This window comes from Paenibacillus glycanilyticus (genome assembly GCF_051200795.1).
In the GTDB taxonomy this organism is placed as follows: domain Bacteria; phylum Bacillota; class Bacilli; order Paenibacillales; family Paenibacillaceae; genus Pristimantibacillus; species Pristimantibacillus glycanilyticus.
In genome coordinates this window covers 4336036-4359056 of record NZ_CP195155.1, presented here as the reverse complement: position 1 = coordinate 4359056, position 23021 = coordinate 4336036, and the positions used below count along the sequence as shown (strand labels likewise).

Sequence of the window (23021 nt, the reverse complement as noted above, 5' to 3'; positions counted from 1 at the left end):
ATGAAAAAAACATTACTTGTTCTCGTTGCAGTCATCATAGCGGTTATTTTCCTGCTTCCGCTCATCTGGATGTTGTCGACTTCCTTCAAGAACGATTTTGAGGCTCTTGCCGGTCAGATGAGTCTGATTCCGAAGAAACCAACGTTCGAGAATTACCTGGACGGGTTAAAAGGCAATCTGATGAACGTTCCGATTACGCGCTGGATTTCGAACTCCTTGTTCGTTGGCGCCGCGGGTACGGCGATTGTGCTGCTTTTCTCGTCAATGGCGGCATACGCGCTTGCCCGTCTGCAGGATTTGCCGTTTAAAAAGCTCATGTTCCCCATGTTTATCGGCTCCATGATGATTCCGGGCGTCCTGACGTTCCTGCCGATGTATATGGAATTTAACGCGCTTGGCTGGATCAATACGTATGCGGCGCTTATCCTTCCTTATTCGTCCGGCGCATTTGGCGTATTCCTGTTGTTCCAGTTCTTCACGGCGTTTCCGAAAGAGATCGAAGAGGCCGCGCGGATCGACGGCGCAAACAAATGGCAGATTTATTCCCGCATTCTGCTTCCTGCTTCGGTATCCATTATGGTTACGCTCGCGATCTTTACGTTTATGGGCATTTACAATGATTTCGTATGGCCGCTTTATTCCACAACCTCGCCGGAGATGCGCACGATTACGGCCGGCATTGCGATGATGGCGCAAGGCAGCTATACGCAGGCATACGGCAAGCTGATGTCGATGACGGTTATTGCGACGCTGCCGGTATTCATCATCTTTATTGTCGGTCAACGTTCCTTTGTTAAAGCGATCACGCAAGCAGGTGTGAAATGAATTCAAAACGATGGGCTGTCCTCACGGCAGCGGTGCTGCTGGTTGCGGCGGCCGGTATAGGAGTGTGGGCAATGAAAGATAATGCAAACGATGCAGGCCGGATGGCAGCCGATTACAAAGGCCATGGCGGCACGTTCAAAAATACGCTGGCGGAGATCGATACGCCCGACCCCGCCGTTGTATACAAGGATGGCTACTATTACATGACGTTTACGCATAACGGCGCGGATGTCATGGTCATGAAATCCCGCACCATCGATTTCAAGCAGGCTGAGCGGAAGGTGGTCTGGTACCCGGACATCGGAACCAATTATTCGGCTGAGCTGTGGGCACCGGAAATCCAGTTCATTCAGGGGAAATGGTACATCTATTTCGCCGCTGACGACGGTCAGAACGAGAACCACCGGATGTTTGTCCTGGAAGCGGACACCGATGACCCGATGGGGAGCTATACGTTTAAAGGCCAGGTGAAGGATGATACCGATAAATGGGCGATCGACGGACTTGCGATGGAGCTGAACGACAAGCTTTATTTTGTATGGTCCGGCTGGGAAGGCGATATTAACCTGCAGCAAAATACGTACATCGCCCCGATGAGCGATCCGCTGACCATCAGCGGCCCCCGCGTCCTTTTATCCGAGCCCGACCTGGAATGGGAGAAAGCCGGAGGCCCTCCTTATATTAATGAAGGACATTCGATTCTCCATCATAATGGCCAGGTTCACATCGTGTATTCGGGGGCTGGCAGCTGGACACCGTTTTACGCGCTTGGCATGCTGTCGCTGAAGGAGGGCGCGGATCCGCTGGTGGCTTCGAACTGGACAAAAGCGCAGGAGCCGATCCTGAAGATGGACGAGGACGCCGGCGTTTACGGTCCGGGACATAATTCCTTCGTAACTTCACCCGACGGTACGGAGCAATGGATCGTTTATCACGCGACAACCGCTCCGACGGACGGCTGGGGCAACCGGAAGGCTCGCGCGCAGAAGCTGGCATGGGATGAAGCGGGAAATTTGCAGATCGGAAAGCCGTTAAGTTTGGATACAGCCATTGAGGTTCCTGCGGGCATGGGGGTCTTCAAGGCGGCGGCTGCCTCTGCGGACGTAAGCTTTGACCTGATTCCTTCTACTATTCATACTACGGCACCTCTTCTTATTCATTATCGGAATGATACGGGCGAAAAGCTTCAAGCAAGCGTTAGCGTTAATGGTGAACAAACCGTTGATGTTGTGCTTCCCGAAACGGATGGGACGGGTTACGCTTATGCCGACGTTTCGCTTGCGGCAGGCATGAATGAGGTTCATATCTCGATTGCCGGAGGGCAAGGCAGGATTGAGGCCATTGAGCTCCCGAGATATGAAGCGGAGTATGCAGCTGCGGGAGCGCAAGGCGAAGCGGAGGAGAATTTGTTCTCGTCAGCGGGAGGCAAAGCCGTGATTACGCCGGGTGAAGGAGAGGGTTTGCGTTTTGCCAACATTCAAGTGCCGGTAAGCGGAGCTTATGAGATTAGGCTAGCTGGCGCTAACACCTCCGGCGATAACGCGGAGCTTCAAGTTCGCGTAGACAGCGGCAGCAAAGCGAAAAGGGTTGTTTTTCCAAACGGAAAACGCAACAATTACCAGATTCAATCGGTCATCTTGCAATTGAAGGCGGGCAAGAACGCCATTATACTTGAGAATGCGACAGCAGAAGTGCATATCGATTATATGGACATCTTGAGAAGTTCCGTGCAATAGCGATTACGCTTACGAAGCAAGAATTGATCAGCAATTCTACTAACATAACTTGCATCACACCATTCTTTTTAGGAGGCGCTGGTCATGAGAGGCTTGTCCTTTCGTTCTTATCTTACAGCAGGCTTAAGCATCATCATCGCGGCAAGCCTTACCTTGACTGGCTGCAGCCAAAACCATAACGACGCCTCGGCATCCGCCGAGCCTAAAGCATCCGCTATCCAACTTAATTATTGGACTCCCTTTAGCGGGGGAGATAACTTGTTTATGACCGAGATGGTCGATCAGTTTAATAAAGAGCACGAAGACATTCAAGTCGTCCAGATGAATTCCAGGCTGGACGACTATTATTCGCGGCTGCGGACGGCCATATTATCCGGCAATGCGCCGGATGTGGCCATTATTCACGCAAGCTCCCTGCCTCAATTCGTACAGAACGGTTACATTGAAGATTTATCCGGCCCGGCGCAAGAAGCGGGTCTGGATTGGAACGTATATAACAAAGCCGGGATGAAGGCGGTCTCTTTCCAAGGTAAGCCTTATGCCGTACCGCTGGATACCCATATGCTTGTCATGTATTACAACAAGACATTTCTGGAGCAAGCCGGTGTTCTTGACGCGCAGGGCAAGCCGGTGCTTCAAGGCGGGGAAGCCGGCTTTAACCATTTCTTACAGCAAATCAAGCAGTCCATCCCAAACGATGTCGCTCCGCTTGCCCAGCCAAGCACCCGGATCGACGCCGTATGGTTGTGGTGGAGTCTGTATAACCAGATTCAAGGCGGCGGGAAGTTCTATAACGCGCAAGGCACAAAGGCCGTGCTTAACAACCCGGCTGCCCTGAAGGCGCTGAACTATGTAGAGGAACTGTATAAGAGCAAGCTTATACCCCCTAATATACCGGATTCCTTCAAGCTATTTAATGAGGGTAAAGCAGCAGTTCTCATTACGGGCGTATGGGCAACCGGCGCGCTTGAGAAAAACGATGCCCTGAACTTTGGCGTTGTGCCGCTGCCAACGATCTATGATAAGCCCGCAGCCTGGGCGGATTCCCATACGCTGGCGATTCCGTCGCAGCATGATATGTCGCAGGAAAAGCGGGATGCGGCGATGCTGTTCATGAAATGGCTGGCCGAGCATGGCGCCAAATGGGCGGAAGCGGGTCATGTTCCAAGCGCCAGCGCGGTGATGGATTCGGATGCGTTCCTATCGCTGGATTACCGCAGCGATTATGCGGCCGCCGCCAATTCCGTCGCCTTCTGGCCGAAGCATACGAAGCAGCATAGCTTTATCGAAGTCATTATCCGGCAGTTCGAACGGATGATCTACGGTCAGCAGACACCGGAGCAGGCACTCCAGGCAACCGAAAAGCAAATCAATCTTGAGCTGTCGAAGTAAGCGGGGTGAGCGATGATGATAATCTATGGGCGCATACAGCAATGGTTCAAAAATCTGGCGCTTGCCCGCAAGCTTATTCTCGTTTACGTGCTTCTTATCGTAGTACCGCTGGGAGTGATCGGTGCGTTATCCTTCTCGATCTTTGCCTCCAAGATGGAGGAGCAGGTCGGTAAGTATCAGCTTCAGATGCTGAAGCAGGTGACGCTGAATATCGATACGTATATGAATGAGCTGAACCGGCTGTCGCTGATGCCGTATCAATATCAGGAGATTCTGGATTTTCTCGCAACGTCCAGGAAGCCCGGCGAAGCCTTGTCCCTGCAGGAAATCGACGATTTGAACAACTTTGTCTCCAAAGTATTTCTGAACGGACGCGTCGATATTATGGGCATTTCCTTGTTCGGCGAGCATGGCGCCTCTTATGTCGTGCTGCCGGAAAGCCAATACATGACGACGTATCAGCTTGGCGGCAACACCGAATGGCTGGAGAAGGCTAAGGGCCGCTTCGGCCAGCCGACTTTTATAACGACCCATGAAGTTAAGTCGACAAGCGGGACGGCTTATCAGGTGTTCTCGATTGCCCGCGAGCTGAGGAGCTTCGACAGCGGAGATACGCTTGGTTATATCGTGATTGACATCGATCCCGCGGAAGTGCGCAAGCTGCTGTCTCAGGTCAGTCTGGGGAGCAAGGAATCGCTGTATATGACGGACAGTGCCGGAGATCTGGTGCTGCGCAAGGAGAAAACGGCGATTTATCCGGTTATCGAAGGCTTGTCGGACGAGGGCGTCTCCCATCATAAGGTGGACGGAAAAAGCCTGCTTGTCGCCCATGTCAGCTCGGAGGTAACGGGCTGGACCACCGTTGGCGTCGTACCGGTATCGGTGCTGATGAAGGACAGTTTCGTGGTCCGCAACTCGATTATATTGATCGGCGGCATTTGTATCGGACTTGCCGTGTTGCTGTCAGTTTTTATCGCGTTCAGAATTACGAGTCCGCTCCGGATGCTTCGGTCGCTTATGCGCAAGGTGGAGAGAGGCGATCTGAAGGTATCATTCCCCGTCCGGCAATGGGACGAGGTTGGCCAGCTGGGCAATGCCTTTAACATGATGGTGTCTCATCTAAGCGAGCTCGGATACCGGCTGTACGAGACGGAAATCAGGGAAAAGGATGCCGAGATCGCCGCGCTCCAGAGCAAGATTAATCCGCATTTTCTATACAACACGCTTGGTTCGATCTCCATGTACGCCGAGGTGGAGGGCAATAGGGAAGTGGTTACGATGACGAATAATTTAAGCCGCCTGCTTCGGTATTCGTTAAGCGGGCGCAAGGAAACCGTAACGCTGCGCGATGAGCTGGATCATGTAAAAGGGTATATGACGATTCAGAAGATGCGTTACGACGACCGGATTGATTTTCGCCTTGAGGTGGATGAATCGTTGCACGGCTGTCCGGTTATTCCGCTTATGATTCAGCCAATCGTAGAAAATGCCATTAATCACGGGCTCGATAAAGGGATTGGCGAAGGAAGGATTCAATTGTCCTGCTATCAGGATCAGGGGTTGCTGACGATCGTCATTGAAGACGACGGCATAGGCATGACCAGCGAGCAGCTAAGCGCGATGCGCAAGCGATTGGATAAAATCCATGACCTGGGAGGCACCTCCGGCAATGGCCTCATGAACGTTCACCGCAGAATTCGTCTTCATTACGGCGAGCAATACGGCCTGCAGCTGGAGAGCATGCCGTTCCAAGGGTTAAAGGTCATCTTAACGATGCCAATCGCTTTTTCCATGACGGGATAGGGAGGAGACTGGCACATGCCAAACATTCTGATTGTCGACGATGAGGCGATATTCCGCAGGGGACTTCGTAAAATCATTGAGTCCTCTTCCGGCAGCTGGGAGGTTGCGGGCGAAGCGAAGGACGGGTACGAAGCTCTGGAAATGGTGGAGAGCCTCAAGCCCGACGTGTTATTAACGGATATCCGGATGCCCCGGATGGACGGGCTGCAGCTGATTCAAATCGCGAAGGAGCGGTTTCCGAAGCTGCTTGTTATCGTTCTTAGCGGCTTTGACGAATTTACGTATTTGCAGCAATCGCTCCGCCATGGAGTCAGGGATTATCTGATGAAGCCCGTGGAGCGGGAGGAGCTGTTCAGGACGCTGGGGAAGCTGGAGACGGAGCTTGCCAGGTCCCGGCAGCAGGTAACCGAGCTGTATACGTCGGAGCCGGCCGATGCGCGGATCATCCGCCAGCATGTGAGCGAGCATCTGGTGGCAGGGCTGCTGAAGGGCTACGTGAACGAGACGGATCTGGCCTTGCTGGCGAGAATCGGCGTTACTTTCCAGGAGCCGTGTTTTGCCTGCATGATTATCAAGCTGGATAAAGATCTGCTCGACAAGGAGCGGTACGAGAAAGCGGACCCAAGCTTGTTCCAGCTGTATATTCAACAGATCGTCCAAGAGCTTTTGGACCAGCGTGCCAAAGGTTTCTCGTTTATTCTATCCGAGACTGAGGTTGTCGCGCTTGTTAATCTGCCCGGTCAGCCAGGGACAGGAGAGCCGCTGCTTGCGTTGTCGGAAACCATTCGCAAGCGCATGATCTCCCTGTCGAGATTAACCGTAACGATTGGACTGGGCAGAACCGTGGGAGGAATCAAGGAAATTCCGCAATCGTTCCAGGAGGCGAAGATTGCCCAGCTGCACCGTTTAATCGTGGGCGGCGACCGCGTGATCAGCTATTCGAGGATGAAGGAAGGCGAAGAGGAGATGGCTTGGAGCTCGCTGCTTGAGCTTCCGCTTGAGCTTCTCGAGTCGTCGATTCAGGAAGGCAAGCCGGAGCGGACAAGACAATACGCGGCTTCGTTCGTAACGGCCCTCTGCTCGCAGGCGAGAAGTCCGGAAGTGATTCACCAGCAGATTTGCAAGCTCCTGATTCACGGGTATGAGGAAGCGGAGAAGCTGGAGCTAACGCAAAGCTGGCTGGGCGATCGCACGATTCAGGCGGTGCTGCTGGAGATTTGTTCCCTCACTTCCCGCACGGAGCTGATCGAGTGCTGCTGCGCTTATCTGGAGAAGCTGGCCGCATGTATCTCGAACGGGCAGAAAAACTTCGACCAAGATCCCATCGAAAAGGTCATACGGTACGTGAACCAGCATTATCACGAGCCTTTATCGCTGACGCAAGTCGCGGAGAAGGTTTATCTGAACCCGGCCTACCTGTCGACGTTGTTCAAGCAGCGGACCGGGAGCTCGTTAGTCGAGTACTGGACGGAGCTTAGAGTTTCCGAAGCGAAAAGGCGACTGGTCTCCTCCAACGAAAAGGTAACGATGATTGCCGAGAGTACGGGCTTCGGGAATATCCGCCATTTTAACCGGGTATTCAAAAACGTTACGGGCTTTGCCCCCATTGACTATAGGGAACAAGCCAGATCGGTGAAGGTTTAGAATAAATTAAAGCGGTGAACAAGGGATGGAAAAAGCCGCGCTTTCCCTGGACCAGCCGATGGCAAGGATTGCTCATATTGAAAAGCTGGGGAAGAAGAACGCCATCGCATTTTATGAATGGGGTACCAATCCGCAGTATTTCGGAATCGCGCGATTGAAGAAGACTATATTCGGCTGGCATTTTACTGGCGGTTCTACTTCAGCGGAGCCCAAGGAACATAAGTTTGGATGGTCCTTGCCGAATCATCGAGTACGGGGCTGGCGAAAGGTTCTGGTTCTATTTATCGGAGCAAGAAGAGGGGCCGGATACCGTTATCCTTGCGCGTTCACAGACGGGCGAGATTTTGGAGCAGTATCCCAGCGAATAAGGAAAAAAAGCTTTCCCAACGCTTCTATTAATAGAGCGTAGGAAAGCTTTTTTATGTTTATGCGGTCTCGTTATGCCCGCGAACGGATTTCCTGGCGCATAAACAGCACATAAGAGATAGCAAAGCAGATTGCCGTCTCGGCAATCATACAAATAAGCTGCGGCCAGGACAGCAGAATGCTTTGCGTTAGGGGCAGAGGACTTGCTATCGCCCCGACAACCTGCTCGGTTGTCAGCGGGCCAAGCGACCTTACGCCAGGCATTAGCAGCGTGCTGGTTGCCTCCGAGAACAAATACGAAGGCGAGATCCGGTTAAGCAGAAGCATCCAGTTAAAATGGCTAATCTGCTCTCCGATACCGGCCGAATCGGCAGGCGCAGTCGCTTTGTCAATCAGTCCGATAATCATGCTGTAGAACACCGAGAAGAAGATCCAAAGCGCAATACCCGATAACGCGGATGTAGCCGTCTGTCTGAAACGGATCGAGAAGATAATCGAAAGGCTCAGCCAGAACCCGACATACACAACGGCTACGACGAGGAAGCAAAGGACGCGAAGCACTTCCTCCGGTGTTGGCGGGTAACCGATAACAAACAGGCCAAGTCCCATGACAAGCAGCCCAAGAGAGAACAGAACCACAGAGATCAACAGCAGCGATGCCGTGAATTTCGCCAGAATAAAATCATCCCGGTATAAAGGCTGCGAGAGCAGCCTGCTTAGCGTTCCTTTGCTGCGCTCCGTATTGACGGCATCAAAGCCGAGAGCGATACCAATCAACGGCCCCAGAAACGAGACAAAGGTGACGAAAGTCGGCAGCGAGCCGTCCGAAGCGGTGAACATTTGCAGGAACAAAAAGGAGGTATCGGTCTGCTGCGATTTGACGCCCGCTTGAATAGCGGTCACTGCGGCATAGATGGAGCCAATGCAAGCCAGCGTAATAATGCCGATCAGAATGGTAAAGCGCCAGCTCCGCAGATGATCGCCAAATTCCTTCTGGACCAGCACCCAGAAGGGAGAGTAGTTGCGGCTTCCGCTTTCAGGCGTTTGATCCGGGCGGCTGTTTATTAATCGGCTGGTAAGCTTTTTCCAAAAGCCGTTATTGAATGCCGTTGCTGCGTTCAAGCTGTCCCCCTCCTTCGAAATAACGGTGATAAATATCATCGAGACCGTATTGCTTGCGGCGAATGCCGAACAAGGATGCCCCGCAGTCCAGCACGGTTCGGGCCGCCTCCGAGGTTAGATCGCGCGTGCCCGTGATTACGGCGTCCAATGGCAGAACGCTGCTATAAGCATGATCCGAAACATCAGGACCTTTGTAGGTAAGAAGACCATCCAGCACGGAGAGGCGTTCATCCAGTTCTTTGGACCACGGGGCTGCGGACAGCTCGACCGTGACGCTGCCGTCATCGTCCAGCTGTTTTGCCAGGGATTCGATGTTGCCCGAAGCAATCAGCTTGCCTTGAACGAACAAGCCTACCCGGTCGCATATTTGCTGAACCTGATGAAGATGATGGGAGGACAGCAGGACGGTGAGTCCTTCGTTCCGGCTTAATTGTTCAATCAGCTCCAGCAGCTCGCGTACCCCTTCCGGGTCAATGCCAAGCGTTGGCTCGTCGAGAATAATAATTTCCGGCTTCTTGATCAGCACGTCGGCAATGCCAAGCCTTTGCCGCATCCCTCTCGAGAAAGCGCCAACCCTCTTGGTCAGCGTATGCTGAAGGCCAACCCGCTCAAGCAGCTCCAGTGCCTGAATCCTGGCATCCTGGATAGGAATGCCGTTTAGTCTCGCCGTTAGAAGCAAATTGTCAAGCGCCGTGCGGTCTTCATAAAAGCCTACATCATCCGGCATGTAGCCGACTCTTCGTTTTACCTCAAGCGGCTGCCTTGCCGGATCAAGCCCGCATACCCTGACCTTGCCGGAGCTTGGCTCCGTCAGCCCCAGCATCATCAGAATGGTTGTTGTTTTGCCCGCGCCATTGGGGCCGAGAAGCCCGTATACTTCCCCTCTGTGAATCGTCAGATCCAGCTGGCTCACGGCAGTTTGCTCGCCGTATTTTTTCGTCAGCCGGGACATTTCGATAATCGGTGCCTGGGCGAATGACTCCATCGTTACCGCCTCCCGAATTTACGGAATAAGCCGTAGATCGCCGCGATAACAGCCAGAATAATGACAATGCCGATCCAGCCCCAGAGGACCGAGGATTTCACCGCGACGCGGAATTGCGCGTCGGCGGATTTTTCCGGGGCAGCAGCATTCACGTTCACCACGTAGTCGCCTGCGAGTGCTTTTTTATCCGCTTTTATGGTGGCTTGAACATGGGCGGTTTCTCCCGGCTTGATGGAAGCAATGGTCGAAGGCTCGAAGGTGACCTCCCAGTCGGTTGGGCTTTCCGCGGTCATGGCCACTTGCTTAAGCTCCGCCGATCCTTTGTTCGTGACGACAAGGTCAAGCTTGCGCGTGGAGCCGGCGGTCACCTTTGTGCTTAATAGATCGTTAGGAGTGCTTAATGCCAGGTCGTAAGTGCCGGTTACCACGGCTTCTACCGTTGTGCTGCCGTTTGTAGAGTTGTTGGAAGCCGATATAGGGATGTCATAAGTACCGGCCTGAACCGATTGAGGCGGTTTTGCGCTAATCGTAATCGTCTTCTGGCCGTTGGCGTCAACCTCGACCGAGGTTACGCTGTTGCTTCCGTCGCTGAACGTCACATCCCAGCCGGCAGCGGCTTGGGCGGCAAGCGCGTAGGTTTGTTTTTCGGCCGTGCGGTTGCGAAGCGTTGCGCTGAAGGTAAACGTAGAATCCGAATGCCCCTGCATATTGGGTTGATCCGTCGTTAGCTCGGTCCGGAAGGTACCTTGCTCGGAGACCTGAACCGCAAGGGGAAGTACGCTTCCGTCCGCATTCATTTGAAACTGGTATACGCCTTTGTTAATTTCGAGCGGAACATCGAGCTGCAGGTTTACCGTCTGGGATTCACCGGGCTTAACCGCGATCCTGCTGACGGTACGCCCTCCTGCCGTGAGCTCGTAATCCCACTTGTTGCCCTTCTCGTCGAAACCAAGATCCACCGTCTGGGTAGACGAGCCGTGGTTGATAATATCCACCGAATAAGCAATCGAATCCCCCGGCGGTGCGGACAATTGAAGATACGGCGTGTACAGCTCTACCGCCGCTGCTGCCGAGACCGGCATTGCGCCTGCTCCCAATGAGACGGCCCCTAATGTCATTCCTAGCGCAAGCAAATATTTAGCGCTTTTTTTGCGGCATGCTTGAAGCATGCGATCCCCTCCTGTAGCTTGGAAATTTGGACTTCATCGCCTTGAAGCGTACGTAATCGGTACGATTGAGAACGGAGATTGGATTTACGAACCTGAAAAAAAATTTATTTTCCCTCCGGCGAAAATTCTGGTACAACGTTAGGTAGATGAGGTTGATCCGGTTAGCGGGGGAGGAATGGCGATGAGCCGCTTGGAGGATATGAGCGAGGTTCTTCGCGGTATGTGCGAAGGCGAGGTTGATGCCTTTGACCGGTTTTATGCCCGATATGCACCGCTTGTCATGCAAGTTGCGCTGCGTATGCTGGGAGAACGGATGGAGGCGGAGGATGTTTGCCACGATGTGTTTCTTGAAGTACTGAGGCGGGGGAAGGATTATAATCCCGGGCGCGGATCGATAGAGGCGTGGCTGGCGGTGATGACCAGGAGCCGCTGTCTGGACCGTCTGCGCAGAGCCAAACGGATCGCCGAGAAGGGAAAGCAGCTTGGGCAAGACGCCGCTAGCAGCAGAAGCTCGGAGGAGATTGCCCTGCGGCATTTGGAGCTGGAGGAATTAAGCGAAGCGCTTAAGAAGCTGCCTCGCAATCAAAGGGATGCTGTCGCATACAGCTATTACAGCCCGCATACGCAGAAGGAGTTGTCAGATGCCTGGAACGTTCCGCTTGGCACCGTGAAGTCCTGGGTGAGATACGGATTAAACAATATGCGGAAGCATCTGGAGCGAAGGGATAGCGACCGGAATACCGGAGTAGAGGAGGGACGGAGATGAGCGGAAGGCCGGAAGAATGCAGAGTCGGATTTAGCGAAGAACAATGGATTGACTGGCTGCTCGGGAAGCTGCCTGGCGTGCTTTACGCCGAGATGGCTGATCATTTGAAGCAATGCTCCGCCTGCCGGGAAAAAGCATCGGAATGGCAGTCTATTCTTGCGCCTGCCGCCGCACATGAAGGAGTCTCCGAAGCCGCGGAAGACGCGCTTCCGCCGGACCGGATCCGCAGGAGCTTGAGATCGCATGTTCGTCGGCGCGGTATAATGAAACGGCTTCGGACCGGCTGGACGTCCCGCAGCAAATGGACGGCTGCGCTAGTCTCCGGTGTCATCGTAGTCGTCTGTGCTGCCTCGCTCTACGGAAGCATCCGGCAGCCGGTTGATCAACGCAATGATTACGTCGCCGCGCACGAGCCGGAAGCATTGGACTTTATAAATGCGCCCGAGACGGCCGGCTATAAAGTCCATCCGTTTAACAACGAACTTGGGGAAGGGTATATCTGGTTTAACAGCGACTCCGGCGAAATGCTGGTGCTGCTGGACGGCATGTTGTCGAGCCGCGATTACGACATCCAGGCATGGGCGCTGGAAGGCGGCAACCGCGTCAATCTGGGTTTGCTCGAGCAGTCGGAGAAGAAGCATGCGCATCTTTATGTGAAAGCCGGAGCATTGGTGAACGCAAGCCAGCTTGCGCTTACGATCGAACCATCCGGCGGCAGCGTGGAGCCAACCTCGCCGGATGCATTCTTGTTTAAGATGGGGCATTAGCATCGGAATCGAGTAATAGCTGCTCCATCTTGGAGACGGTCTGTTCATCAGCCGGGAGGTTAACGGTGACGGTAAAGTGGGGGGAGTCCGATACGATAAAGGAAAGCTGGTTAAACTCGAGAGTTCCGGCTTTCGGATGATAATTGATTTTTTTTCCTTCCGGTCCGTTCAGCACGTCATGCTGCGGCCACCATTCCCGGAATTCGTCGCTTGTTCGCTGCAGCTCGTCAATCATCTCCAGCCACCAGGCGTCGCCCGGGAATTTGGCGTAACCGGCACGGAATTGGGCAAGCCTGTGCCGCGCATGCTTCTCCCAATTCTCCTTCAGGAGCTCCCGGACGCCGGGCAAATGGAAAGAACGCCATATGGTGTTGCGTTCCCGTTCCGACATGGATTCGAAGGGGCCGTATAGGAGATCTGCGGCTTTATTCCATGCTCGGATAATCAGTCGTTGATCGGTTATAAAGGCCGGACTTGTGCCTTGCTTATCCAGGAAGCTTTGCAAATTGCCGCCGATCCCGTTCTCGTCCAAGGACGGGTCAGCCGGAACCTGCTGAATCGCCAGCAGGAACAAATGCTTCCGTTCGTCGGCATCCAGCTGGAGCGCGCGGCTGATGCAATCCAGTACTTGAGCGGACACCTGTATCGGCCGGGCCTGCTCCAGCCATGTATACCAGTCCACGCTTACGCCTGACAGCATAGCTACTTCCCCACGTCTTAGCCCGGGTGTCCGCCTTCGCCCGCTGGCCGGCAATCCGGCTTGCTCCGGAGACAGGCGGGCTCTCCGCGTCTTCAGAAACTGCGCAAGCTCTTTTAATCTTACCGAGTCATCCATGCTTCGGAACCTTCTTCCTTCTTCCCGTTATGAACTGCTTATTCAAATCCTATCATAGGAGAAAAACTCCTAGGATAAGCTCTCCTCTTAATCTCTTATCGGATTCATTATACACTCTATGGGAATTCGACATGAAGAGTAAGGTAGGGGAAAAGATAATGGAGAAAGCTTTGCAACAAGTATCAGGCAGAAGCCGGCTTCTGCTGCTCGGACTATCGCTTGGCTATTTTATGGTGCTGCTGGATATGACCGTCGTAAGCGTTGCTCTTCCGGCCATCCACGAGGATCTTGGGGGAGGGCTCATTGATCTTCAATGGGTCGTGAATGCTTATACGATCGTATTTGCAGGGTGTTTGCTGTCCATGGGAGTATTCGCAGACCGATTGGGGGCGAAACGGGTTTATATCGGCGGTCTCATCCTGTTCTTTGCCGCTTCGGCTGCATCGGCAATCGTATCGACTACAAGTGCGCTTATCGCTTTGCGGGCTGTTCTTGGGATCGGAGGAGCGGCTCTGCTGCCGGCCTCGTTAACCTTATTGTCCCATGCCTACCCCGTGCCTGGAGAACGGGCCAAGGCACTAGGTATATGGACGGCGGTTACGGGAGCCGCGATGGCGGCAGGGCCTGTGGTTGGAGGAATACTCGTGGATTCTTTTGGCTGGCGGAGCATTTTTCTGCTCAATGTACCGATTGCCGCAATAAGTCTGCTTCTGACTTGCATGCAGGCAGAAGAGACTCCTCGATCCGCGCAAAAAAGCTTTGACGCTGGCGGACAGATAACCGCTTTGGCAGCCATAGCCGCGTTATCCTTCAGCTTAATGGAGGGACAGGACTACGGCTGGGACTCTCCCGTCATTTTGGGAACGGTTGGTTTGGCGGCCTTGTGTATCATCCTGTTTGTCGTTATTGAAGCCAAAGGGCAGGCTCCGCTGTTTCCTTTAAGCTTGTTCAAGAACAGTACCGTTTCCACGGGGCTGATTGCCGGAATGGTCATTAACGTAGGATTGTCCGGGGTGCTGTTTGCATGGCCTTTATACTTCCAGCAAAGCAAAGGATTATCGGCTCATGCGGCCGGCCTGTCCCTCCTCCCGATGATGCTGCCGCTGGCCTTTAATCCGATTCTGACCGGGCGGATCGTCAGCCGGATTGGAGCCCGGAAGCCTATGGCGGCAGGATTCGGCCTTGGAGCAGCAGGAACGCTGATTCCGGCATGGACCCATTCCGGCACAAGCTATGCATGGACTTTTATTGGCTTGCTGTTAATAGGCTGTGGAGTTTCTCTTGTCATTCCTTCGCTGATGGCGGCGGTGATGGCCTCCGTAGCGAGGGAACAGACCGGCGCGGTTTCCGGGGCGATTAACGCAAGCCGCCAACTGGGATCGGTTCTTGGCGTTGCCTTGGTTGGAGCGGTGCTGAACAGCAGCGAGTCGTTACTATCCGGAATGCAGGTTTCTTTTATCCTGATTGCGATATTGCTACTCGGCGGTTCCGTTCTGACCCTTGCCGTGTTCGGCAAGAGGAGATAAGCTGCCTATCGGCTGGCAAGCATCATAATATAACACCTAATATTCCCAATAATACACCTCGTCCTGTAAACCCTTACATTCTAAGATGGGAGATGCAACTAATCCTTGACGAGACTTAAGGGGGAGTACGAATGGCACGAAGCAAGGCGATGCTGTCCGCATTGATGGCGCTGCTGCTGCTGCTGTTGACGGCGTTTCCGGTATATGCGGCGGACAATGGCAGCAACGAAGCGGCTGCCGCGGTTGGCAGCGGGTCAGACAGCTATGTGCGGATCAAGAACAAATGGAAAAGCAATTATTTGTATGAGGGCTCGGACGGCGTCGTCCGTTACGGCTTTACGGCGATGGACAACGAGAGCTCCCATTGGCTGATTGAAGACAGCGGCGGGGTGAAGCGGATCAAGAACCGCGCGACCGGCCATTACATCACGATGGAGGATACGAATCAGCGGCGTGATCCTCTCTACAGCCGGAGCATTGCAACGAGCACAACTGCTGATCAATGGATCCTCGCGGATTCCAGCCGGGCCGGTTATGTCATTATTAAGAATGCCGGCGACCCGTCCGCGAACCTGGTTATTCACCAAGAGGACCAGCTAGGATTCGCGGAAGTGAGCGGCGATATCAATATCACGTTCGAAAGCCCGCAATGGGCGCTGGAGCCGGTTGATCCGGCAGGCGTTCCGGTACGAATCGTTAACCAGTTCAAGGCCGGGCAATATTTGTACGAGGATAAAGACGGCTTTGTCAAATTTGGCGCTGCCGGCGGTATTACCGATCCCGTAACCCATTGGTATATGGAAACGGTTGAAGCTAAAGAGGACGGAAGCTCGGTCATCCGCTTGAGGAACCGCGCGACCGGGCATTACATTACGCAAGGCGATGAAGGCTGGATGCAGCTTAAAGCAATCGCGCAAGACGGCACGAAAAGCGAATGGACGATGGCGGCAGCATCAAGCGCTGGCTTCGTTACTTTTACTAACGTATTTGCGGCACAAGGAGAAACTCCGTTAAATTACGTGCTGAATACCCAGTTCCCGGATGATACCAATGTCCGTGCCAATGACTGGGCTCAGCCGGCATGGGGAAGCGCGCAATGGCGGATCGATATGGCGGCGGATGTTCAGCCCGTCCGGATAGCAAGCTATTCCGACGATCCTGCGGGAGCTTCTTATTTGTACGAGAACAACGGCGTTGTGCAATACGGAGCATTGGACAGCTCGAATGCCGGCAGCTACCTCTATCAATGGATTATGGAGGACTTCGACGGCAAGACGCTTATCCGCAACGTGGCAACCGGCCATTATATCCGAGGCGGGTCGGCTCAGCCGACGGATCCTCTGACGGCGGATAAGCCGGAAGCTATCGAGGCTTCTTATGAGTGGACGCTTGCCTCCTCCAAAATCTACGACGATTATAAGACGATTCAAAGCGCAAGCGGGGCTAGTGTCTATCTGCATAATGCGGATGCAACGGGATCTGCCCAGGCAGGCACGGTGGATCCGGATACGAATCCGGCGCAATGGCTGCTAGCCGATCCATCGGCGGCAACGGACGGGTCTCCGCAGTTTGTGCGAATGATGAATGAATGGCAATCCATGTATCTGTACGAAGATTCCCAGGGCAATTTGAAATACGGCAATATTCGCGAGGACGATCAGCGCGATCAATGGGTTGTTGAGCGGTTCCAGGGCCGCAAGCGGATCAAGAACCGAGCGACCAACCATTATATCAATCTGCAAAATGTAACGGACGGCCATATCAAAGTATCCGACGTGGAGGATGACTGGAGAAGCGCCGTTTGGGTCATCGAGGATAAAGGCGGCGGCTCCAGGCTTATTCATAGCGTTCTGGACGCAAACGACGCAGAGGGCTCGCAAAAATACATCAACTTGCAGAACCTGACCAAATATGCCGAGTACGGCATTATTAATCCGAACTGGGGCAGCCCGCGCTGGCGCTTTATCAATGTGCCGGAAGCCGCACCAAGCAATCTTCGGATCAAGAGCAAGCTGACCGGCGGTTATCTGTACGAAGTGACGGAAGCCGGCGCGGATCTAGGCAAATTGAAATTTGCCGACGTTCCTGAATCCGATACCTCGTCGATCTGGTTCCCGGAAGATGCGGGCGACGGGGTTGGATCGGTAAGGCTCAAAAACCTCGCAACCGGCCATTACGTTTCGATGGAAGGCGTCGGCGGTTCGGTCGAGCAGGACGCGCCGGGCTTTAAGCTGGTAGCGGAAAGCATCTACCCGCAATGGGGCAGCGCCAAGTGGTATCTGCAGGAGAGCGCTAATGAAGGCTACGTGAATATAAAAAGCGCTTGGGCCGGCCACTTCGTCTATGAGGCGAGCGGAGACGATGCGGGATATGCGAAAGTAAGCAAGCTTGTTGCCGGCAATGATGAAGGGCAGTTCGCGGCGGAAGCGGTTGAAGTGCCGGAAGCGCCTTTGCCAGCCGTTCCCGTCCGGATCAAAAATGCGGCAACCGGCCAATTCCTTTACGAGAATCACGGCGGTGTCGTATTGTACGGCAATGTGGAGGCAGATAACGGCTATTCGCATTGGCTGCTTGAAGAAGATAACGGATCGTACCGCATCCGCAATCGCGTAACCGGTCATTACGTCTCGGTAGACGATAATTACCGGTACATCACGAGCGGAGCATTGGAAGCAGCTGCGGCAAAGGCGGATTGGTCCATCGAGCCGCAAGGCACGACCTATTTGATCCGCAGCTTATACGGCAGCTTTGACGATGAATACATCAATGTGCAAAATAGTGCGGGCTACGCGGAACGCGGCTTGTTCCCGGCATCCTACGGGACGCTGCAATGGAGCTTTGACAACGCGCCCGTTGACTATACAACGCCGGTTATGGGCGATGAACGGAACGAAGTAACCGGCACTCCGATTTTTAACGATACCCGTTACATCACCATAACGGCCGGCGGCAAAAATCTCGCGGAATCAAACGGCACAGCGGTTGTAACGGCAAGCTCCGGTGCTGGTAATACAAGCGCGGAATGGCTGCTGCAGGACTACAACGGCCGCAAATTGGTTAAGAACCGTGCAACGGGCAAGCTGCTGTCGCTGGACCTTTCTCTCAAGGACAGTGCGGCCGTAACGGATGCCGAGCAGTGGGTTTTGGAAGAACGCCTGGGGCATTTTGGCCTGATTAATGCGGAAGATAAGAACGGAGCCTTGCTTGTAGAAGGCAGCGGGTTGAAGTACGGCGAAGCGGCTTCTCCTGCCGTGTGGAGCTTTACTCCGGTACATGACAAGGTTGTTTACGAAGCGGAGAACGCCTTCCACAGTCAAAGCATCTCCACGGCAGCTTTATCGGAAGGCTATACAGGCACGGGTTATATAGCGGGCTTGAGAAATAAAGACGACCTGATCCGCTTTGTTGTTAACGCGGAAGAAGCAGGTGCTTACGAGGCTTCCATCCGTTACCTGGGAAGTCAATCCGGTACCCTGAAAGTAACGGTTAACGGTATTCCGTCTGCTGACGTAAACCTCCCTGCGGGTTCGAGCTGGAAGAACGCCGAGTTGTCGCTTGATCTTCGCGCAGGCGTAAATACGGTTACGGTACAGGGAGCATCAGGCAGCGGCGGCTATTCCATTGATTCGCTTTCCATTAATCATGCGGTGAATCTGGCTTATCGCGGAGCGACCGTTCCTTACGTCACTTACGAAGCTGAGCATGCGGCTACCAATGCCGCGCTGATTGGACCATCCCGAGTATACCGCGACATGGCCTCCGAAGCATCGGGCAGACAGGCGGTTTCGCTTAACGAGAACGGCGATTATGTAGAGTTTACTCTAGCCCAGCCGGCCAACTCGATTGTCTTGCGTTATGCGATTCCGGACAGCGCTGACGGAAGCGGCCTGCAGGAAACGCTAGGTCTTTACGTAAACGGCGAATTTAAGCAAAAGCTGAACCTGACTTCGAAATATGCTTGGGAATACGGCAGCTATCCGTGGTCCAATGATCCGAAGCAGGGCAGCGCTCACCGTTTCTTTGACGAGATTCATGCGCTGATCGGGGATGTTCCCGCGGGAGCAACGATCCGGTTGGAAAAAGACGCGGACAGCACGGCGGATTACTACGTGATCGATTTGGCCGACATGGAGCAGGTTGCGGATCCTTTGACGATGCCGGACGGCTTCCTGTCAGTTGCGGATTACGGCGCTACTGCCAATGATGGCGCGGACGATACGGCAGCCTTTAACGATGCTATGGCAGCAGCCAAAGCCGCAGGCAAAGGCGTCTGGTTCCCGGCGGGTACCTTTGAGCTTCGCAGCAGCCTGCTGCATGTCAGCGACGTGACGATCCGCGGTGCGGGCATGTGGTATACCACGCTTCTTGGAGCTAGATTTATCGGCGATGGCGGACATACCGAGGTGTATGATCTGCTCGTTGACGGCGACTTGAATGTGCGCGATGACGAAGCAAGCACGCATGGCTTCGAAGGCGAATTCGGCCCAGGCTCCGTTATCCAGAACGTATGGATTGAGCATGCCAAGACGGGTCTCTGGCTGACGCGTCTGAAAGGAGGCGCCGGCTACACGGACAGCTTGCATATGGTTGGTCTCCGAATGCGCAATCTGATGGCGGACGGCATTAACTTCTGCGTTGGAACGAGCAATAGCATGCTGGAGCAAAGCGACATCCGTTATCCGGGTGACGACGGCATTGCGATGTGGTCTGCGGAAGGCGTAGCCAGCGTAAATAATACGGCTCGCTTTAACACCGTATCTCTTCCTTGGCTGGCGGATAATATGGTTATTTTCGGCGGCAAAGACAACAAGCTGACCGACAATATCGCGAAAGACACCATTACTAACGGTGCGGGCGTAGCCGTATCGACACGTTTCAATCCTGTGCCGTTCAGCGGTACAACGGTGGTTGAACGCAATACGCTGATCCGCACGGGCAGCTTCGATACCGGCTACGGAGTGAATCTTGGCGCGATCTGGGTATTTGCAAGCGAGAAGGATCTGAATGGTACCGTATATATCCGGAATAACACGGCGCTCGACAGCACGTATGCCGGACTCCTTGTTCATGGCGATTTTAACGTGAGCGGCGTCTCCATCGAAAATACGGTTATCGACGGTACAGGTACAAACGGGGTAGAGGTTACTCCTAACGTAAAAGGCTCCGTTATCGCGGATAACATCATCGTTCGCGGCGAACGAATCTCCGTTTTGAACGATTCAAATCCGGGCTTTGCGTTTGAGGAGCAGAACGAGGGCTTCGCAAGCTTAATGAAGCCGTTCCGGTTCACGGTAGGAAATGACCGCATCGGACCATTCGAGATGGAGAAAAGGGCCTCGGAAGCGGTTCACGTCTATAACCGCAGCGGGGAAGACGTGACAGGAGAAGCGATTATAACGACAAATAATGGCAATATTGCTTACCTGGAAAACGGGCAGTTAGTGGCGGCACGTCCAGGGTATGCCCAAATCTCCGTCACTTATGACGGCGCCAAGCGAGTATTTACGCTTCAAGTGACAGGCGAGGAAGACAGCGGCACAGGTACAAATCCGGGTAACACTGGCCATGCAGGCAGTAACGGAACGGATGTCATTACGGCAGTGTCGAAGCCGGAAGACAATGACCTTGCCTTGAAAAACAAAGTAAACGACGGACATTCCGTCGTAACGTTCGATATTAGTGCCTCAGCGGCAGCTGGCAAAGCGGCTTTTACGGTAAAAGCATTACTGGAGCTGGCCGGTTCCAAGCCGGATACGGTCTTGGTTGTGAAGAGACAGCAGGGAAGCTACACGTTCCCGATGAAGCAGCTAGCCCAGATTTTGAAGGCTAACGGTATTACGGATACAGCAAACGCGATATGGACGTTCTCTATTCAATCGCCTGCGGCAGATCTGACAGCCCAGCTGAATAAGGATGCGGCAGATCAAGGCGTAATGACGGTTGGCTCTGCGCTCGACTTCAGCATCACGGTTCAAACCGGCGCGCAAACGGTTGTTATTACTAGCTTTGGCGGCGTTTATTTGGAAAGAGCCATTACGGTAGAAGGCGTGCAAGAAGCAGGCCAATTAACCGTATTGGTCTACGATCCGGCAACGGGTATGTTTAGTTCGGTACCTGCCCTTATCACGGTGAAGGACGGCAAGACCGTTGTGACCATTAAAAGCATGGGCAACAGTGTTTATACCGCAGCAAAGCTTGAACGTACCTTTACGGATACGGACGGTCACTGGGCTAAAGCGGATATTGCTCTCCTAGCCGGAAAAGGCATTCTGAATGGCGTATCCGCAGGCAGGTTTGAACCGGAACGCGCGGTAACCCGCGCCGAGTTCGCCGCAATGCTGGTTCGCGCGTTAGGCATTCGCCAGATTGGTGAGGCACGTGCCTTCAAGGATGTTCCGTCTGGCAGCTGGTATGAGGAGACGGTGAAGCTCGCATCGGGTGCAGGCATCATTAATGGCTATTCGGACGGAACCTTCCGTCCGAATAATATGGTATCCCGCGAAGAAATGGCCATGATGGCCGTCAAGGCCATGGAGCTGGCGACAAGCAGCAAGCTTGTTGCAGCAGACTTGAACTATAAGGATGCCGGAGAAATCTCCAATTGGGCATCCGATGCCGTAGGCAAAGCGACTGGTGCAGGTTTATTAAAAGGCATGCTGGACGGTTCCTTTGCACCGGCAGGCAGCGTAACCCGCGCCGAAGCGGCAACGCTTCTGAAGCGTTTGCTGGTAGCGGCAGGATTGTTGAACGGATAATTCAATGAGCAAAAAAGCGACTGTGCTGACACGCACGGTCGCTTTTTGTTATAGTTGCAGGTACTAAGGAACTTTTCTTAAAGGTGGTTGAATTCGTTTCAATAACAGTAATGCTGCTAGAAAAGGAGGAAACATCATGGAATACGGATTTTTATTGCGAATTGTTTTGGCGGGCGTGTGTGGGGCACTTATCGGATATGAACGAAAGAGCAGGATGAAGGAGGCAGGCATCCGAACGCATTTCGTAGTAGCAGCCGGAGCGGCGCTGATGATGTTAATCTCTAAATACGGTTTTCAAGACATGATTGGAAAAGGCGATATTGCGCTGGATCCGTCGCGTATTGCGGCTCAAGTGGTCAGCGGAGTGGGCTTTCTGGGAGCCGGTATGATCTTTATGCAACGTCAAACGATTAAAGGGTTGACTACGGCTGCAGGTATATGGTTAACTGCGGGCATAGGCATGGCGATTGGCGCAAACCTTTACATTGTGGGAATCGGCACAACGCTTCTTATTCTTGCTGCGCAAAAGCTGCTGCATAGCAAGATTAATTGGCTGGCAGCGCCAAGGACGGAGCAATTATCGCTCCGTTTGCGCAACGAGCCGGATGCTCTGAACTATATTTTAGAGTTTCTCAAAGAGAGAAATATCTCGATTTTACATTTTCATACGGAAAAGCTTGAAGACTCTTCTGAGCTTGCACTGGACATTACCGTAAAGCTGCCGACAAACTTCGAAATCGAAAAAATGCTTCCACTAATTCAAGAAGTATCTTATGTAACCGTTGTTGAGATTCAATAGTTTTTTACATAAAGGAGAAGGAGAAATAAATATGACCCAAGACGAGATTTTTATGAGAGAAGCGATCAAGCTTTCCAAGCTAGCCGTAGAGAATGGCAATGAACCTTTTGGAGCGGTACTAGTCAAAGACGGAGAAATCGTATATTCCAACGAGAACCAGATTTATTCGGCGGCGGATCCAACGTTCCATGCGGAAGCAGGCTTGCTGCGGAGATTTTGCGCAGAAACGCAAATAACCGATTTGCGGGAATACACCATGTATTCCAGCTGCGAGCCTTGTTTTATGTGCAGCGGGGCTATGGTATGGACGCAGCTCGGGCGTCTGGTATACGCGGCTAGCGATATGGATTTATGCGGTCTTTTGAATGAGAAGGGAAGTCAATGCTCGGAGATCGTCTTTGAACATTCGCATCATAAACCCGAGGTCCTTGGAGGCGTATTAAGAGAGGAAAGCTTGAGTGTATTAGCCGACTATTTCTCGCAGCATGCCAAAGGGTAACCCATATTCACTTATAAAAAAACCTGCTCAGC

General features: G+C 53.4%; 16 protein-coding genes. 12 read left to right on the top strand and 4 right to left on the bottom strand.

Going from position 1 to position 23021, the window contains the following annotated elements; genetic code table 11:
- The 6 genes from ACR9FF_RS20000 to ACR9FF_RS19975 all read left to right on the top strand — a co-directional run bounded on the left by ACR9FF_RS20000 (position 1) and on the right by ACR9FF_RS19975 (position 7809).
- Positions 1-825, top strand: a complete 825-nt coding sequence (locus ACR9FF_RS20000; protein WP_127497188.1) for a carbohydrate ABC transporter permease — start codon at positions 1-3, stop codon at positions 823-825.
- Positions 822-2561: a family 43 glycosylhydrolase gene (locus ACR9FF_RS19995; protein ID WP_435164067.1), complete on the top strand. Its 1740-nt coding sequence runs from the start codon at positions 822-824 to the stop codon at positions 2559-2561. The genes ACR9FF_RS20000 and ACR9FF_RS19995 overlap by 4 nt, the downstream gene beginning before the upstream one ends.
- 84 nt (positions 2562-2645) lie before the next feature.
- Positions 2646-3953: an ABC transporter substrate-binding protein gene (locus tag ACR9FF_RS19990; protein WP_127497183.1), complete on the top strand. Its 1308-nt coding sequence runs from the start codon at positions 2646-2648 to the stop codon at positions 3951-3953.
- 12 nt (positions 3954-3965) lie between these two features.
- Complete coding sequence (locus ACR9FF_RS19985) at positions 3966-5756, top strand: cache domain-containing sensor histidine kinase (RefSeq protein ID WP_244935734.1); 1791 nt, start codon at positions 3966-3968, stop codon at positions 5754-5756.
- A 15-nt stretch (positions 5757-5771) separates the two neighbouring features.
- The gene (locus ACR9FF_RS19980) at positions 5772-7400 is read left to right on the top strand and encodes a response regulator (RefSeq protein ID WP_127497181.1); all 1629 of its coding nucleotides are present in this window, start codon (positions 5772-5774) and stop codon (positions 7398-7400) included.
- 25 nt (positions 7401-7425) lie between these two features.
- Positions 7426-7809 carry a hypothetical protein gene (locus tag ACR9FF_RS19975; RefSeq protein ID WP_435164062.1) on the top strand — a complete coding sequence of 128 codons (384 nt, stop codon included), beginning with the start codon at positions 7426-7428 and terminating at the stop codon, positions 7807-7809.
- A 29-nt stretch (positions 7810-7838) separates the two neighbouring features.
- On the opposite strand, the gene ACR9FF_RS19970 is transcribed toward ACR9FF_RS19975, so the two are convergent.
- From ACR9FF_RS19970 to ACR9FF_RS19960, 3 genes are read right to left on the bottom strand one after another with little or no spacing between them, the layout of a single operon-like run.
- On the bottom strand, positions 7839-8888 hold the full coding sequence (locus ACR9FF_RS19970; protein ID WP_248762661.1) for an ABC transporter permease: 1050 nt from the start codon (positions 8886-8888) through the stop codon (positions 7839-7841).
- A complete protein-coding gene (locus tag ACR9FF_RS19965; RefSeq protein ID WP_435164058.1) occupies positions 8863-9873 on the bottom strand; it encodes an ABC transporter ATP-binding protein in 1011 nt (336 codons plus the stop codon). Before ACR9FF_RS19965 ends, ACR9FF_RS19970 begins: the two co-directional genes overlap by 26 nt.
- Before the next feature lie 2 nt (positions 9874-9875).
- Positions 9876-11042, bottom strand: a complete 1167-nt coding sequence (locus ACR9FF_RS19960) for a COG1470 family protein (protein WP_435164055.1) — start codon at positions 11040-11042, stop codon at positions 9876-9878.
- Between the two features lie 181 nt (positions 11043-11223).
- Between ACR9FF_RS19960 and ACR9FF_RS19955 the strand changes: the two genes are divergently transcribed.
- Both ACR9FF_RS19955 and ACR9FF_RS19950 read left to right on the top strand, forming a co-directional pair.
- Positions 11224-11808, top strand: coding sequence for a sigma-70 family RNA polymerase sigma factor (locus tag ACR9FF_RS19955; RefSeq protein WP_435164052.1), 585 nt, complete (start codon positions 11224-11226; stop codon positions 11806-11808).
- Positions 11805-12575, top strand: a complete 771-nt coding sequence (locus tag ACR9FF_RS19950) for an anti-sigma factor domain-containing protein (RefSeq protein ID WP_435164049.1) — start codon at positions 11805-11807, stop codon at positions 12573-12575. Before ACR9FF_RS19955 ends, ACR9FF_RS19950 begins: the two co-directional genes overlap by 4 nt.
- Here ACR9FF_RS19950 and ACR9FF_RS19945 read toward each other — a convergent pair.
- Positions 12559-13410 (bottom strand): helix-turn-helix transcriptional regulator, encoded by an 852-nt coding sequence (locus ACR9FF_RS19945; RefSeq protein WP_435164046.1) that lies wholly within the window; start codon positions 13408-13410, stop codon positions 12559-12561. The genes ACR9FF_RS19950 and ACR9FF_RS19945 overlap by 17 nt on opposite strands.
- A gap of 158 nt (positions 13411-13568) precedes the next feature.
- On the opposite strand from ACR9FF_RS19945, the gene ACR9FF_RS19940 reads away from it, so the two are divergent.
- The 4 genes from ACR9FF_RS19940 (at position 13569) to ACR9FF_RS19925 (ending at position 22989) form a co-directional block, all read left to right on the top strand.
- Positions 13569-14936 (top strand): MFS transporter, encoded by a 1368-nt coding sequence (locus ACR9FF_RS19940; protein ID WP_435164043.1) that lies wholly within the window; start codon positions 13569-13571, stop codon positions 14934-14936.
- A gap of 131 nt (positions 14937-15067) precedes the next feature.
- A complete protein-coding gene (locus ACR9FF_RS19935) occupies positions 15068-21691 on the top strand; it encodes an S-layer homology domain-containing protein (RefSeq protein ID WP_435164040.1) in 6624 nt (2207 codons plus the stop codon).
- 136 nt (positions 21692-21827) lie between these two features.
- Complete coding sequence (locus tag ACR9FF_RS19930) at positions 21828-22490, top strand: MgtC/SapB family protein (protein WP_435164037.1); 663 nt, start codon at positions 21828-21830, stop codon at positions 22488-22490.
- A gap of 31 nt (positions 22491-22521) precedes the next feature.
- Positions 22522-22989, top strand: a complete 468-nt coding sequence (locus tag ACR9FF_RS19925; RefSeq protein WP_435164034.1) for a nucleoside deaminase — start codon at positions 22522-22524, stop codon at positions 22987-22989.
- The last annotated feature ends 32 nt before the right edge of the window (positions 22990-23021 follow it).